Here is a 15,298-nt window from a genome sequence, read left to right on the forward strand (position 1 = left end):
ACGTGCACGCCGAGACCTCCGGCGTCGCGCACTTCGCGTACGACGACGAGGAGACCTGCATCGCCGAGGTCCGCTACCTCCTGTCGATGCTCCCCTCCAACAACCGCGAGAACCCGCCGACCGCCCCGAGCGACGACCCGGCCGACCGCCGCGGCGACGTGCTCCTGGACCTGGTCCCGGCCGACGGCAACCGCCCGTACGACATGCACCAGGTGATCGAGGAGCTCGTCGACGACGGCGACTACCTGGAGATCCACGAGCGCTGGGCCCGCAACATCATCTGCGCGCTGGCCCGCCTGGACGGCCAGGTCGTCGGTATCGTCGCCAACCAGCCGCAGGCGCTGGCAGGCGTCCTGGACATCGAGGCGTCCGAGAAGGCCGCCAGGTTCGTCCAGATGTGTGACGCCTTCAACATCCCGATCATCACCCTTCTGGACGTCCCCGGCTTCCTGCCCGGCGTCGACCAGGAGCACGGTGGGATCATCCGGCACGGCGCGAAGCTCCTGTACGCCTACTGCAACGCCACCGTCCCCCGGATCAGCCTGATCCTGCGGAAGGCCTACGGAGGCGCGTACATCGTCATGGACTCCCAGTCCATCGGGGCCGACCTCACCTACGCCTGGCCCACCAACGAGATCGCGGTCATGGGCGCCGAAGGTGCCGCCAACGTGATCTTCCGCAAGCAGATCGCCGAGGCCGAGGACCCCGAGGCCATGCGCACCCGCATGGTCAAGGAGTACAAGGCCGAGCTGATGCACCCCTACTACGCGGCCGAGCGCGGCCTCGTCGACGACGTCATCGACCCCGCCGAGACCCGCGAGGTCCTCATCGCCTCGCTCGCCATGCTCCGCACCAAGCACGCCGACCTGCCGTCCCGCAAGCACGGCAACCCGCCGCAGTAGTCGCCCACCGCGACGGCGCGACCCGCCGTACGGTCCACGACACCTGCCGAGAAGACGGAGACACCCCACCATGAGCCTGACTTCCGCCGAGTCCGTCCTGCGCGTCGAGAAGGGTCACGCCGACCCCGAGGAGCTGGCGGCCATCACCGCCGTCCTGATGGCCCGTGCCGCCGCCCACCCCGCCGCCCCCGCCCGCCGGGGCCGTGAAACGGCCGGCTGGCGCCGCCTGGAGCGCACGCCGGGCTTCCGCGCCCCGCACAGCTGGCAGGGCTGAGAACGGCCCGTAAGGCGCCACGAGAAGGGCCCCGCACTCCTCAAGGAGTGCGGGGCCCTTCTCGTACGTACCGGAGGCCTCAGCGCAGGCGGGCCATCAGGGCGTGCTCGACCAGCGTGATCAGCGCGCTCTTGGCGTCGGCGCGGTGGCGGGCGTCCGTCGTCAGGATCGGGGTGTCGGGGCCGATCTGGAGTGCTTCGCGGACTTCGTCGGGGGTGTAGGGCTGGTGTCCGTCGAAGCCGTTGAGGGCGATGACGAAGGGGAGGCCGCTGTTCTCGAAGTAGTCGACGGCGGGGAAGCAGTCGGCGAGGCGGCGGGTGTCGACGAGGACGACGGCGCCGATGGCGCCGCGGACCAGGTCGTCCCACATGAACCAGAAGCGGTCCTGGCCGGGTGTACCGAAGAGGTACAGGATCAGGTCCTGGTCCAGGGTGATGCGGCCGAAGTCCATGGCCACCGTCGTGGTGGTCTTGTCCCCGGTGTGGGTCAGGTCGTCGATGCCCGCGGAGGCGGACGTCATCACGGCTTCGGTGCGCAGCGGATTGATCTCCGAGACGGCACCGACAAACGTGGTCTTACCCACGCCGAAGCCCCCTGCCACCACGATCTTCGCCGAGGTAGTGGAGCGGGCCGCTCCGCCGCTAGAGCTTGCGAAGTCCACTGAGCACCCTTTCGAGCAGTGTCACATCTGGCTGGCCGCCGGCGGCCTCGTCGCCGCCGGGCTGATGGATAGCGACGAGTCCGGCCTCGGCCAGGTCGGCGACGAGGATCCGGGCAACGCCGAGGGGGATCGAGAGCAGCGCCGAAACCTCGGCGACCGACTTGATCTCGATGCAGAGCCGGCAGATCCGCTGGTGCTCGGGCAACTGCCCTTGCAGCCGGGACGGATCGGCCGTGGTGCTGACCAGTGCCTCGATGGCGAGCTGGTAACGCGGCCGGGTCCGGCCGCCGGTCATGGCGTACGGACGGACCAGCGGATTGTGCGCGGCCGGCCTGGCGGGCTCGGAGGCCCGCCGCTGCTGACCCGGCTGCGGACGGGCCTGTCGGGGCGCATCGTACCGCTGGGGCTGCTGCTGCGGCCACGGCGAGCCCGGCTGCTGCTGGGGCCACTCGGAACCCTGCGCGCCCTGGGGCTGCTGCGGCTGCTGATATGGCTGGTACGGGCCCCCCGGGGCCTGGCCGCCGGATGCGGCGGGGAAGCCGAAACGGTCGTCACCGTGCTCACCCGCAACCCTCTGCTCACCCTCGTATGGGTGTCCGCCTGTGGGTGCTGCCACGTCTCCTCCTCCGACTGCCGGTCGCCGATCCCAGTGGGGCCGCGCCACCGCACCCTATGGCGCGGTGGCGAGAAACGCACTGTCTGTCTGCTAGTTAAGAAGACTTCCCTGAAGCTCGGCGCGGAGATCCGGGGTCAGAACACTGCCCGCGCGGTCGACCAGAAGGGCCATTTCGTACCCGACCAGACCGATATCGGCGTCCGGGTGGGCGAGCACGGCCAGCGACGAACCGTCCGAGATGGACATGATGAAGAGGAATCCCCGCTCCATCTCCACAACGGTCTGGTTCACCGCCCCGCCCTCGAAGATCCGCGAGGCGCCCGCGGTGAGCGACGTCAGACCGGAGGCGACGGCCGCCAGCTGGTCGGCGCGGTCGCGCGGGAATCCCTCGGACATCGCCAGCAGCAGGCCATCCGCGGAGACCACCACCGTGTGGGACACCCCTGGGGTGTTGTCCACGAAGTTGGTGATCAACCAGTTCAGATTCTGCGCCGCCTGGCTCATCGGGCTCACACTAACGCTCCTGGTTGTAGGTGTTACTGGTGTCCGACCCCGCGTTGCGTCCCCGCTGGACGCCCCGCCGCAGGTTGCTCAACCTGCCGCGGACGTCCTCGGGCGCGCGGGAGACCTGTGGGCCGCCCTGCTGGGTCTGCTCCGCCGTGCCCTCGACCAGGTTGGCCTTGGGCACGCGCCGGGGGAGGCCGGAGGGGGTGATTCCGCCCGCCTTCGGCTCACGGAGCTTCTCGGCCCGCTCCCAGCGCTCGTCGTTCGTCGAGCGCCAGTCGTCGGAACCGTCCCCGTCCGTCTGCGGGGCCTGCCGCTCTTCCCGCTGCGGCTGCCGCTGCGGAAGGGGAGCGGGCTTCTCGCTGCCACGGCTGCCCGGCTGCCAGTGCTGCGCACCGCCGCGGCGGGGCAGACCGGCTTCGGTCAGCTCGTGGCCGGCGTTCGGGTCGGGCCCCGGACGCTCGAAGCCTACGCGCTCCTGCGACGGTGCGGGAACGCTCGGAACAGAATCCGCCTCAGCCTGTCGAACCGGCTCAAAAGTGTTCTGGAAACCGCTCTGAACAGGCCAGTCGTCCTGGTGGGACTGGCCGGTCGGGGCAGCGTACCGGTCGGCGGCGTACGGATCCTGCGGGTTCTCCGGAGCGGCATATGCCGGTTCCGCGTACCCCTCCTGCGACTGCGCCGGGGACCCGTTCTGCTCCTGCTGCTGCGGGTAGCCGCCCTCGGTGGCGTATCCCTGCTGCTCGTAGGAGCCGGGGTACGGGGCCTGCTCCTGCTGCTGCGCGGCGTTGTGGCCGTACTGTTCCTGGCCGAACTGGTCCTGGCCGTAGGAGCCCTGGGCGTAACCCTGCGCACCGTCGGCGTACGCGTCCTGAGCGGCGTACTGGTCCTGGGCGTACCCCTCCTGGCCGTACCCCTGCTGCTCCTGGGCGGAGCCGTCCGGGAAGGGGCCGCCGGTGCCGGTCTGGGCCTCCAGCGCCGCCCGGCGCTCCTCACGCATCAGCGAGCGGTTGACCGGGTCCAGCTGGCCCGGGTCCGCCGGGGTCTCGTAGCGTGAGTCGTCGAAGCCCAGCTCGGCGGCGGTGCGCATACGGCTGTGCTGCTGGGCCGGTTCGAAGGCGTCCTGCTGCTCGGGAATGATCGAGGAGACGGTGAAGTCGTCGTGCCCGTCCAGGGAGTCGCCACCACCACCGTGGGTGATCGCGTCCGGGAGCATGACCAGCGACGTCGTCCCGGCCTGCTCGCCCGAGGGACGCAGCTGGACCCGGATGCCGTGCCGGTCGGCGAGTCGGCCGACCACGAAGAGGCCCATGCGCTGGGAGACGGCCGCGTCCACGGTCGGCGGGTTGGCCAGCTTGTGGTTGATGTCGGCGAAGTCCTCGGCGGTGAGGCCGATGCCCTTGTCGTGGATCTCGACCATCACCCGGCCGTCGGGCAGCCGGGTCGCGGTGACCTTGACCTTGGTCTGCGGCGAGGAGAACGTGGTGGCGTTCTCCAGCAGCTCGGACAGCAGGTGCACGAGGTCGGTGACGGCCCGGCCGTGGATCTCGGCCTCGGGGACCCCGGACAGCTCGATGCGCTCGTACGACTCCACCTCGGAGGAGGCGGCGCGCAACACGTCCACCAGCGGCACCGGCTGGTCCCAGCGGCGGCCGGGCTCCTCGCCCGCGAGGATGAGGAGGTTCTCGCCGTTGCGCCGCATACGGGTGGCCAGGTGGTCCAGCTTGAAGAGGCTCTCCAGCTGGTCCGGGTCGGCCTCGTTGTTCTCCAGGTCGGTGATCAGGGTCAGCTGGCCCTCGATGAGCGACTGGTTGCGGCGCGAGAGGTTGGTGAAGATCGCGTTGACGTTGCCCCGCAGCATGGCCTGCTCGGCGGCCAGCCGGACGGCCTCGCGGTGCACCTGGTCGAAGGCGCGGGCGACCTCGCCGATCTCGTCCTGCGTGTTGATCGGGATCGGCTGCACCCGGGTGTCGACCCGGCCCGGCTCGGTGCGGGAGAGCTGGTCGACGAGTGTGGGCAGCCGCTGCTCCGCGATGGAGAACGCGGCGGTCCGCAGCCGGCGCATCGACTGGCTCATCTGGCGGGCCATGAGGCCGGCCAGCAGGAAGGCGGCCAGCAGGGCGATGACGACGATCAGCCCGTTGACGATGGCGTCGGACTTGGCGTCGGAGGAGATCTCGGCGGCCTCCTTCACCGCCTTGTCCACCAGCTCCTTCTCGACCGTCGCGTACCCCTCGAACTTGGCGGTCGCGGCGGCCATCCAGGTCTCGGGCGTGATGCCCTTCTTCGCCAGCTCCTCGGGGGACTGGCCCTGGCCGATCTGCTGGACCATCCCGTCGTAGACCGAACCGTCGATGCTGGGCGGTGCCACGAAGGTCTGGCCCGCGGCCTCGGCCTGCTCCCGGGCGGTCTTGAGCTGCTTGGCGCCCTCGTCGGCCTTGCCGGCCATGACCTGCTTGAGCCGGTCCACGTCGGCCTGGGTGCCGCCGGCGTTGAACTCGGCGAGGGCGATCTGCTCCAGGTAGTTGTACGAGCTGAAGGCCTTGACCTGGTCGTCGTAGACGGCCGGCTTCTTGCTCGGGCGCACCAGCAGGTGCATGCCGATCGAGCGCTGAAGCGATTCTGCAGCCTTGGACAGCTCGATCGCGTAGACGGTGCGGCCGTAGCTGGTGATGTTGCCGGTGCCGAGGCCGAGTTCGTTGGCGAACTGCATCAGCTGGTGCTGGACCTGGGTGTAGCCCTCTTCGGTCTTCACCGGGTCCAGCGCCTGCGAGTAGGCGGCCTTGCGCAGCTCGGGGAGCTTGGGCTCCTCGTTCTTGAAGAGCGTGAGGCGGCGCTCCAGCCCCGGCTTGGCGGGCATCTCCTTCACCGCGGCTTCGAAGGCGGCCCGCGCCTCGTCCGTGGTGGCCCGGGACTGCTCGACGACGTCGGCGTCCCGGTCGCCGGAGAGCAGCGGCTGGGCGGTGAGGTCACGTTCGTTGAGGAGTGCCCGACCGTAGTCCGACGCGGCGCGGACGACGCGGGCGATCTTCTCGGCCTCCTGCGCCTCGCTCCAGGTGTCGATGGACCCCTTCACCTGGAAGCCGCCCATGATCAGGCCGACGATGACCGGGATCAGGAGAATCGCGTTCAGCCGGGTGGCCACCCGCCAGTTGCGCGGGGAGAACGGGCTGGTGCTGCCACCGGCCGACTCCGGCTCGGGCGCCTGTGCAGGCGATGCCGCAGCGTGCGACGGCGGGGTGAAGTTGCCCCGCTCGGGCTGCACCGCGGAGCCCTCGTTGCTTCGCCTCACTCGACCAACAACCTCTCGGCGTCGGCACCTACGTTGTGCCGGATTATTCGTTCAGGGCCGTAACTACTCGGGAGTTCGACGAATTGCAGCACGGGGACGGGCCCCCTACCAAACACTCGGAATTGATCATTCCGAGTGGCCCATGCCTCAGATAAAACGGGCATAAAGAGCGAGCCCCGTCAAAAGGCGGGGCTCATGTGAGCGCAGTGGCACCATGTGGATGCATCGGGTGGTGGCGTGGGGCCAATTCTCTGTCGAAATGTTATGAACGCGGGGGCGGATCGTGTCAAACGACACAGGCCGCCCCCGCGTGACTACAACAACTTCCGTATGGCAAAAACGACTTACGCCTACTTGTCGGGACTACTTCAGGCGTGCCATCAGAGCGTGCTCGACCAGCGTGATCAGGCCGCTCTTGGCGTCGGCGCGGTGGCGGGCGTCCGTCGTGATGATGGGTGCGTCCGGCCCGATCTGGAGTGCTTCGCGGACTTCGTCGGGGGTGTAGGGCTGGTGTCCGTCGAAGCCGTTGAGGGCGATGACGAAGGGGAGGCCGCTGTTCTCGAAGTAGTCGACGGCGGGGAAGCAGTCGGCGAGGCGGCGGGTGTCGACGAGGACGACGGCGCCGATGGCGCCGCGGACCAGGTCGTCCCACATGAACCAGAAGCGGTCCTGGCCGGGTGTACCGAAGAGGTACAGGATCAGGTCCTGGTCCAGGGTGATGCGGCCGAAGTCCATGGCCACCGTCGTGGTGGTCTTGTCCCCGGTGTGGGTCAGGTCGTCGATGCCCGCGGAGGCGGACGTCATCACGGCTTCGGTGCGCAGCGGATTGATCTCCGAGACGGCACCGACAAACGTGGTCTTACCCACGCCGAAGCCCCCTGCCACCACGATCTTCGCCGAGGTAGTGGCGCGAGCCGTCCCGCCGCTAGAGCTTGCGAAGTCCACTGAGCACCCTTTCCAGCAGTGTCACATCCGGCGCGCCGCCGGCCTCTCCATTGCCCGGCTGGTGGATGGCCACCATGCCGGCTTCCGCCAGGTCCGCCACGAGGATGCGGGCGACCCCGAGCGGCATCGACAGCAGTGCGGAGACCTCGGCCACCGACTTGACCTCACGGCAGAGGTGGCAGATCCGCTGGTGCTCGGGGAGCAGGGTCCCCAGATGCGCCGGGTCCGCGGTGGTGCTGACCAGTGCCTCTATCGCGAGCTGGTAACGCGGCCGGGTCCGGCCGCCGGTCATGGCATAGGGACGGACCAGCGGCTGGTCGCCTTCACCGTCGTACGACGCGTGGTGCAGTGCGCCGTACGGATCGGGTGAGGCGGGTGGCGGGGTCATGAATCCTCCGGGCGTGACAGCAGGTTCTCGGCTTGCCGTCTGAAGGGGCCGGTGAGGGGTTTCTGGCGGCCGGACGGGTGAGGGTTGTGGGCAGTACCTGAGGGGATTGTGTCGCGAATCCGCCGCAGGGCCGCCTAGTGGAGCAGACTGCCTTGGAGTTCGGCGCGGAGGTCGGGCGTGAGGACGGTGCCCGCGCGGTCGACCAGGAGGGCCATCTCGTACCCGACCAGGCCGATGTCGGCGTCCGGGTGGGCGAGGACGGCGAGTGACGAACCGTCGGAGATGGACATCAGGAAGAGGAACCCGCGCTCCATCTCCACGACGGTCTGGCTGACGGCGCCGCCCTCGAAGATCCGCGAGGCGCCCGCGGTGAGCGACGTCAGACCGGAGGCGACGGCCGCCAGCTGGTCGGCGCGGTCGCGCGGGAATCCTTCGGACATCGCCAGCAGCAGGCCATCCGCGGAGACCACCACCGTGTGGGACACCCCTGGGGTGTTGTCCACGAAGTTGGTGATCAGCCAGTTCAGATTCTGCGCGGCCTGACTCATGGGGCTCAACTAACGCTCCTGCTGGTGAGTGGGGCCGAGATGGATACTGCCGGTCGACGGGCCGTTTCCGGCCTGCCGTCCCTGCTGGATGCCCCGGCGGAGATTGGTCAGACGACCGCGTACGTCATCGGGCGCACGCGAAACCTGAGGTCCGGACTGGTGATTCTGCTGCTGAGCGGTCCCCGGAACCAAATTGGCGCGGGGAACGCGGCGGGGCAGCCCGGAAGTGGTGACCCCGCCGGCGGCCGGCTTCTTGACCCGCTCGGCCTGGCGTACGAGTTCGTCGTTGGGCGACTCGCGCCAGGAGCTGGTGACCGGGGCGTCGGCCGCACCACGCCGGGGCATGGGCGGAACGGGCACACCGGTGGGTTCCTGAGCGGCCGGTGCCTGCGGCTCGGCGGCCTGCTGACCGCCGCCCTGGCCCGGACCGTGGAACCAGTTGGTCTCCAGGGTGTCGTACAGCGGTGTACGGCCGTCCCCGGGACCGGCCGGCGGCAGGGCCTCCGGCTGCTGGGGCTGCTGCGGCAGCGCCGGACGGTACGGAGTCCCGCCCGCCGGGGGCGCCGCCGGACGCGGGGCCCCGAAGTCGTTGCCGCCCTGACCGCGCTGGCGCGGGGCGGAGAGCCCCTGGTCCTGGCCCTGCTGGAGCGGCGCGTTGAAGTCGGGCCGGGCGAACTGGGCGGTGCTCGCCGGGTCCTGGGCCTGGTGGCGGTACTGCTGGTTCTGCGGGGCGTCGAAGTCCGGGCGGGTGAACTCGGAGGTCGCGCCCGGGTCCTGGAGGCCGCTCACCGGGGCGTTGTACGCCGGGTCCTGGCCGGGACCCGCGGGCGAGGCGAACTGCCCGGTGCTCTCGTGCTCCTCGTGGCCGCGCGGGGCGTCGATGCTCCAGTCGGCGGCCTGGGGGCGCTGCTGCGGGTTGCCGCCGGGCAGCTCGGCACGCGGACCGTCGGTCGGCGGCAGCTGACGGCCGGGGCCGCCGGGCTGCTGGAAACCGCCCTGGCCGCCGGGGCCGTTCTGCTCGTGCCGGGCCGACTGCGGCTGCGGGGCGCCGGGGCCCTGCTGGTGCTGCTGCCGGCCCTGCAGGCCCTGGTGCTGGCCGGGCTGGCCCTGCTGACCGAACGGGGCCTGCTGGCCGCTCTGCTGGTTCTGCGGGGCGAAGCCGTTCTGGCGGCCGCCCTGGCCGGGGGAGGCCGGGGCGCCGTGACCGAACAGGTTGGGCTGACCCGACTCCGTACGGCCGGGGGCCTCGCCCTGGCCGCCGCGGGCGCCGAGCCGGGCGCCGTTGCCGAAGGCGCCGGAGAGGCCGCCGCCCTGGCGCTGCGGCTCCTGGCCGGGGAAGCCCTGGCCCTGGTTGCCGTTCTGCTGGCCGTTGTCCCGTGCGGGGAGGGCGGCGCGCGGGCCGGAGCCCGCGCCGACCTCGCCGCGCTGACCGCCCGGGGCGGAGCCGAGGCTCTTGCCGCCCGGGCCGCCGCCGGGCCCGGGGCGCTGACCGCCCGCGGAGCCGTTGCCGTTGCCGCCGAGCAGGCCGCCCGGAGCACCGCCCGGCTGCTGGCCGGGACCCTGCTTGGACGGGGGCTGCTTGCCGCCGTGGGCGACGTCGACGGGCAGCATGACCAGCGCGGTCGTGCCGCCGGAGTCGGACGGGCGCAGCTGGATGCGGATGCCGTGGCGGAGCGAGAGCCGGCCGACCACGAACAGACCCATGCGGCGGGAGACCGAGACGTCCACGGTCGGCGGCTGCGCGAGCCGCTCGTTGATCGCCGCGAGGTCCTCGGGGGAGAGGCCGATACCGGTGTCGTGGATCTCGACGAGCACCCGGCCGTCGGGCAGCGCGTGACCGGTGACCCGGACCTTCGTCTGCGGCGAGGAGAACGACGTGGCGTTCTCCAGCAGCTCGGCGAGGAGGTGCACGAGGTCGTTGACGACCCGGCCGGCGACCTCCGTGGCGGGAACCGCGGAGAGTTCGATGCGCTCGTACTGCTCCACCTCGGAGGCGGCGGCACGGAGCACGTCGACCAGCGGGACGGGGCGGGTCCACCGGCGGCCCGGCTCCTCACCCGCGAGCACGAGGAGGTTCTCGCCGTTACGGCGCATACGGGTCGCGAGGTGGTCGAGCTTGAAGAGCGAGGAGAGCTGGTCCGGGTCGGCCTCGCGCGACTCCAGCTCGGAGATGAGCGAGAGCTGGCGCTGGATGAGGCCCTGCGAACGGCGCGAGAGGTTGGTGAACATCGCGTTGACGTTGCCCCGGAGGAGGGCCTGCTCGGCGGCGAGGCGGACGGCCTCGCGGTGCACGTCGTCGAAGGCCGCGGCCACCTGGCCGATCTCGTCCCGGGAGTGCACACCGACCGACTCGACGGAGGTGTCGACGTCCTGCGGGTCGGTCTCGGACAGCTGCTTGACCAGCTCGGGCAGGCGGTCCTGGGCGACGCGGGTGGCGGTGTCCTGGAGGCGCCGCAGCGAGCGGATCATGGACCGGGCCACCACGAAGGCGCCGACCAGCGAGACGCCGAGGACGATGAGGATGACCGCACCGTTGATGATCGCCTCGCGCTGGGAGGCCTCGCGCAGCTCGCGCGCCTTGGCCTCCATGTCGCTGAGGAGGGTGGTCTCGATCGTCTTCATCGCGTCGATCTTGGTGGAGGACTGGTCGTACCAGTCCATGTACGAGCGCACCTTCGCCCCGTCGATCCCGTTCGGGGTGTCGAGGATGTGCTTGGCGTACATGTTCGCCGCGTTGATCTCGGGGTTGTTCCCGTTGTCCAGCGGAGCCATCAGGTCCACCGCGCTCTCGCCGGTCGACCCGTAGATCGACTTGAACGAGCTGATCGCGCGGGTCTCCTTGTCGAGGGCGTTGGAGCCGAACTGCTTGTCGTTCTCGTTGAGGTGCGGTTCCTTGACCGAGCCACCGGGCAGCGCCGCCGCGATGACCGCGCGCTGGATCGAGGCGTACTCCTTGGCGGAGGAGAACGCCGCCAGAGCACGGGTCCGCTTGATCATGTCCGGGTTGCTGGTCGCCTGGGCCATGTCCTGGGACAGGCTGAGCAGCGAGGTGATCAGCTGGCTGTACTGGTCGATGGTGTTGAGGGACGGCGCGCCGTCCTCGTACGCCGACTTGCGGATCGACCGGATGTCACCGAGCTGCGAGGCGATCTGGGCGACGCTCGCGTGGATGCTCTCCAGCGCGTCGTCGCCCTCGAAGTCGCCGATCTCGTTGGTCGCGTCGAGGAACGCGTCCTTGGCCCGGTCGGTCTTCTCACGCGGCTGGGAGACCTTGTAGTCGGTCGCCTTGGAGCCGTTGGAGAGCGGGCCGGCGGACTGGTCGCGCTCCACCTGGAGGGCCTGGGCGAGCGAGGTCGCCTGCTTGGTCATCTGGGTCAGCAGCTGCATGTGCTCCAGCTGCTGCATGTCGGTCATGGACTCGTTGATCCGCAGACCGCCCAGGCTGGTAGCCGCCACCACCGGGAGGGCGAGGAGGGAGACCAGTCGCGTGCTGATGCGCCAGTTACGGAGCGCTATTCGCGAGCCCGTGTCGACCGGGCCGCGGGAGGCCGAGGGCGTACCCGACTCCTCCGCGCCGCTCGGCGTCGGGCCCGGGCGCTGCGCACGGTCGCTGTTGTCGCCGGCAGCGGCCGGCCCGGGGTTCTGGGCGTGCTGGGGCGAGGAACCGCGGTCGGTCCCGCCGCGCGGCTCCTGTTCCGCCGGAGCGCTGCCATCCCTCTTGAAACGTCCCTGCACTAGCGTCGCAACCTCTGGACCAGGCGTTCCGTCCGAATACGGACGGAACGGTGTCGGCGTTGTAGGGCACTGGAAGCGCCCCATGATGGTCGTGGAGTGACCGGCGTACTCTCCCCCTCCCGCCGCCGCTCGGCGCTGCGTCGCGCCCCGGTGCGCCGGTCTGGAACCCGCGGCGGTGCGTGGAATTCCAGCACAGTGCAGGATCTCCAACAAGGCCCGTGTACCGGGCTGTGACCTGCGTGACACGTTGTGATGAGCGAGTAACAAGCAGTGGAGAGTGATCGTGGGTAAAACGGACTATCGGGGAGGAGTCGCTTAGGGGTGGGGGGTGTCCCAGTCGCGATGATCAGGAGCGGAATGGTGGATTCAGTAGCGTAATGTCCGTTTCTGGCATGGTGATCCACTGTCCGGAATGGGTCGATTGTCGATTACTTCGTGAGCAAACTCACATGATGATCGTCGCCTCAACCCGGCTTCGGCAGGGAATCGGCTGTTTAGCCTGACGCTTTACAGGGATGGCCAATCCGACAAGTCCGCGCCACCTGGGTGGCGCCCGAACCGACAGGGTCCTGACGGCAGATGAAGACGACGACGATCCGCAACACCGCCAACCCCCGGCGCACCACGCTGGCGCACCTGAAGGACGCCGAGGCACTGCAGACGCCGTTCCTGCCGGAGCACGCCGCCGACCTGCCCAACGTGACGGCCAACCCGCGCCGCACCATCCTCATGGACGCCCCGGTCGCGGTCGCGACCGCCCAGTAGTCCCCTCCGGGGGATGCGCGAGGCTGTGCCCCTCACGGCGCCGACGCCCCGCCCGGCCCGGATCGCCCCGTCGCGCCGCCCAGCACGCACGCTCGCGGCGTCGGCCGAACACCCTGGTGGCTCCGCCGCGAGGGCCTTCGGCCGCCTTGCGACCGCACACGCTGGAGCACGCTCCTTTCGGGGCGATCCGCTCCGGGCGAGGCGCTAGCCTGGAGCGTCAGTCTTCAGCCAGCCAGCAAGTGAGGGGCGACAGCATCCCGTGCGCATCGCCAGGTTCTCCATCGACGGCAATGTCGCCTTCGGCGTCGTCGAGGGACAGGGCACCGTGGAATCCGGTGACCTCGTCCTCGACATCATCAAGGGCATCCCGTACGCCGACTTCGAGCTCTCGGGCACCAAGGTCCCGCTGAACAAGGTCCGGCTGCTGCCCCCCGTGCTCCCCAACAAGGTCGTGGCCATCGGCCGCAACTACGCGGAGCACGCCGCCGAGCTGGGCCACGAGGTCCCCGAGGCGCCGATCACCTTCTTCAAGCCCACCACCTCGGTGATCGGCTCCGGCGACGCGATCGAGTACCCCTCCTTCTCCAACGAGCTGCACCACGAGGCCGAGCTGGCCGTGGTCATCGGCCGCATGTGCCGCGAGGTCCCGCGCGAGCGCGTGAAGGACGTCGTCTTCGGCTACACCTGCGCCAACGACGTCACCGCCCGCGATGTGCAGCAGCGCGAGAAGCAGTGGGCCCGCGCCAAGGGCTTCGACACCTCCTGCCCGCTGGGCCCCTGGGTGGAGACCGACGTTGACCCCCACGACCTCACCATCCAGGCGACGGTCAACGGCGAGCAGCGGCAGCTCGGCCGCACCAGCGGGATGGTCCGCTCCATCGAGGACCTGGTCGTGCACATCACGGAGGCCATGACCCTCCTCCCGGGCGACGTCATCCTCACCGGCACCCCCGCAGGGGTCGGGCCCCTGCACGTCGGCGACGAGGTCGCCGTCACCATCGAAGGCATCGGCACTCTCACCAACAAGGTGATCAAGCGTGGCTAACGCACCCTCCCCCAAGCTCTCGGCTCCGCTCGACCAGGGGGTACCTCCTCGGGTCCGCTTCTGTCCCTCCCCGACCGGCAACCCCCACGTGGGCCTGGTCCGCACGGCCCTGTTCAACTGGGCCTTCGCCCGGCACCACCAGGGCACCCTGGTCTTCCGGATCGAGGACACCGACGCCGCGCGCGACTCCGAGGAGTCCTACGAGCAGCTGCTCGACTCCATGCGCTGGCTCGGCCTGGACTGGGACGAGGGCCCCGAGATCGGCGGCCCGCACGCCCCCTACCGCCAGTCGCAGCGGATGGACCTGTACAAGGACGTCGCCCAGAAGCTGCTCGCCGCCGGGTACGCGTACGCCTGCTACTGCACCACCGAGGAGCTGGACACCCGCCGCGACGCCGCCCGCGCCGCAGGCCGCCCGTCCGGCTACGACGGCCACTGCCGCGACCTCACCGCCGAGCAGAAGGCGGCGTACGAGGCCGAGGGCCGCACCTCGATCGTCCGCTTCCGGATGCCCGACGAGGCCATCACCTTCACCGACCTGGTCCGCGGTGAGATCACCGTCCAGCCGGAGAACGTCCCCGACTACGGCATCGTCCGCGCCAACGGGGCTCCCCTCTACACGCTGGTCAATCCGGTCGACGACGCCCTGATGGAGATCACCCACGTCCTGCGCGGCGAGGACCTGCTCTCCTCCACCCCCCGCCAGATCGCCCTGTACCGCGCCCTCATCGAGCTGGGCATCGCCAAGGGCATCCCCGCCTTCGGCCACCTGCCGTACGTCATGGGCGAGGGCAACAAGAAGCTCTCCAAGCGCGACCCGCAGGCCTCGCTCAACCTCTACCGGGAGCGCGGCTTCCTCCCCGAGGGGCTGCTGAACTACCTCTCGCTGCTCGGCTGGTCGATCGCCGAGGACCGCGACATCTTCTCGGTGGACGAGCTGGTCGCCGCGTTCGACATCGAGGACGTCAACGCCAACCCGGCCCGCTTCGACCTCAAGAAGGCCGAGCACATCAACGCCGAGCACATCCGCATGCTGGACGTGAAGACCTTCACCGAGGCCTGCGGCCCCTGGCTCAAGGCCCCCTTCGCCCCCTGGGCCCCGGAGGCCTTCGACGCGGAGAAGTGGACGCGGATCGCCCCGTACGCCCAGACGCGGGTCACGGTCCTCTCCGACATCACCGACAACGTCGACTTCCTCTTCCTCGACGAGCCGGTGGAGGACGAGGCGTCCTGGGCCAAGGCCATGAAGGGCGACCCGGCCGCGCTGCTGACCACGGCCCGCGCCCATCTGGAGGCCGCGGACTGGAGCGACGCCGAGTCCCTGAAGAACGCCGTCCTCACCGCCGGTGAGGCCCACGGCCTCAAGCTCGGCAAGGCCCAGGCCCCGGTCCGCGTCGCCGTGACCGGCCGCACCATCGGGCTGCCGCTCTTCGAGTCCCTGGAGATCCTGGGCCGCGACAAGAGCCTGGCCCGCATCGACGCGGCGCTGGCCAAGCTGACCGCGTAACGACGCACGTCCCTCGGGAGGGCCGCAGCCGACCGGCTGCGCTCCGGCGAGCGCGTGGGCGCTCTCGATGGCCGGGATGATCCCCTCGGTGCGCGAGAGCAGGCGCAGGGCCTGCA

The 15,298-nt window shown here is 70.2% G+C and carries 13 protein-coding genes; 5 read left to right on the plus strand and 8 right to left on the minus strand.

Going from position 1 to position 15,298, the window contains the following annotated elements:
• Positions 1-902: acyl-CoA carboxylase subunit beta (locus tag AC0682_RS23445; protein ID WP_478534971.1), on the plus strand; the 902-nt coding region annotated here is incomplete at its 5' end.
• Positions 903-972: 70 nt separating this feature from the next.
• Positions 973-1,176 (plus strand): acyl-CoA carboxylase subunit epsilon, encoded by a 204-nt coding sequence (locus AC0682_RS23450; protein WP_478534972.1) that lies wholly within the window; start codon positions 973-975, stop codon positions 1,174-1,176.
• Positions 1,177-1,255: 79 nt separating this feature from the next.
• Here the strand turns inward: AC0682_RS23450 and AC0682_RS23455 are convergent, their stop codons facing one another.
• The 8 genes from AC0682_RS23455 to AC0682_RS23490 form a co-directional block, all read right to left on the minus strand.
• Complete coding sequence (locus tag AC0682_RS23455) at positions 1,256-1,837, minus strand: GTP-binding protein (protein WP_014048542.1); 582 nt, start codon at positions 1,835-1,837, stop codon at positions 1,256-1,258.
• Complete coding sequence (locus tag AC0682_RS23460; RefSeq protein WP_478534973.1) at positions 1,818-2,453, minus strand: DUF742 domain-containing protein; 636 nt, start codon at positions 2,451-2,453, stop codon at positions 1,818-1,820. The genes AC0682_RS23455 and AC0682_RS23460 overlap by 20 nt, the downstream gene beginning before the upstream one ends.
• Positions 2,454-2,543: 90 nt before the next feature.
• Positions 2,544-2,957 (minus strand): roadblock/LC7 domain-containing protein, encoded by a 414-nt coding sequence (locus tag AC0682_RS23465; RefSeq protein WP_006127847.1) that lies wholly within the window; start codon positions 2,955-2,957, stop codon positions 2,544-2,546.
• Between the two features lie 10 nt (positions 2,958-2,967).
• Positions 2,968-6,249 (minus strand): nitrate- and nitrite sensing domain-containing protein, encoded by a 3,282-nt coding sequence (locus AC0682_RS23470; RefSeq protein ID WP_478534974.1) that lies wholly within the window; start codon positions 6,247-6,249, stop codon positions 2,968-2,970.
• 363 nt (positions 6,250-6,612) lie between these two features.
• Positions 6,613-7,194 (minus strand): GTP-binding protein, encoded by a 582-nt coding sequence (locus tag AC0682_RS23475; protein ID WP_015611636.1) that lies wholly within the window; start codon positions 7,192-7,194, stop codon positions 6,613-6,615.
• Positions 7,175-7,582 (minus strand): DUF742 domain-containing protein, encoded by a 408-nt coding sequence (locus AC0682_RS23480; protein ID WP_003966010.1) that lies wholly within the window; start codon positions 7,580-7,582, stop codon positions 7,175-7,177. The genes AC0682_RS23475 and AC0682_RS23480 overlap by 20 nt, the downstream gene beginning before the upstream one ends.
• Before the next feature lie 134 nt (positions 7,583-7,716).
• Complete coding sequence (locus AC0682_RS23485) at positions 7,717-8,130, minus strand: roadblock/LC7 domain-containing protein (RefSeq protein WP_006127850.1); 414 nt, start codon at positions 8,128-8,130, stop codon at positions 7,717-7,719.
• Positions 8,131-8,139: 9 nt separating this feature from the next.
• Entirely contained in the window at positions 8,140-11,865 is a 3,726-nt protein-coding gene (locus AC0682_RS23490) for a sensor histidine kinase (protein ID WP_478534975.1), read from the minus strand.
• Between the two features lie 579 nt (positions 11,866-12,444).
• Between AC0682_RS23490 and AC0682_RS23495 the strand changes: the two genes are divergently transcribed.
• The 3 genes from AC0682_RS23495 to gltX all read left to right on the plus strand — a co-directional run bounded on the left by AC0682_RS23495 (position 12,445) and on the right by gltX (position 15,182).
• Entirely contained in the window at positions 12,445-12,630 is a 186-nt protein-coding gene (locus AC0682_RS23495) for a hypothetical protein (RefSeq protein ID WP_254811613.1), read from the plus strand.
• 259 nt (positions 12,631-12,889) lie between these two features.
• Positions 12,890-13,675 (plus strand): fumarylacetoacetate hydrolase family protein, encoded by a 786-nt coding sequence (locus AC0682_RS23500; protein ID WP_254811612.1) that lies wholly within the window; start codon positions 12,890-12,892, stop codon positions 13,673-13,675.
• Positions 13,668-15,182 carry a glutamate--tRNA ligase gene (gene gltX / locus AC0682_RS23505; RefSeq protein ID WP_478534976.1) on the plus strand — a complete coding sequence of 505 codons (1,515 nt, stop codon included), beginning with the start codon at positions 13,668-13,670 and terminating at the stop codon, positions 15,180-15,182. The genes AC0682_RS23500 and gltX overlap by 8 nt, the downstream gene beginning before the upstream one ends.
• The last annotated feature ends 116 nt before the right edge of the window (positions 15,183-15,298 follow it).

It is taken from the genome of Streptomyces sp. NPDC043746 (genome assembly GCF_056436485.1).

Excerpts from the sequence above, each read along its gene's own strand:
- AC0682_RS23495 (WP_254811613.1), top strand. The coding sequence starts at position 12,445 with ATGAAGACGACGACGATCCGCAACACCGCCAACCCCCGGCGCACCACG.
- AC0682_RS23485 (WP_006127850.1), bottom strand. The coding sequence starts at position 8,130 with ATGAGTCAGGCCGCGCAGAATCTGAACTGGCTGATCACCAACTTCGTG.
- AC0682_RS23450 (WP_478534972.1), top strand. The coding sequence starts at position 973 with ATGAGCCTGACTTCCGCCGAGTCCGTCCTGCGCGTCGAGAAGGGTCAC.
- AC0682_RS23480 (WP_003966010.1), bottom strand. The coding sequence starts at position 7,582 with ATGACCCCGCCACCCGCCTCACCCGATCCGTACGGCGCACTGCACCAC.
- AC0682_RS23465 (WP_006127847.1), bottom strand. The coding sequence starts at position 2,957 with ATGAGCCAGGCGGCGCAGAATCTGAACTGGTTGATCACCAACTTCGTG.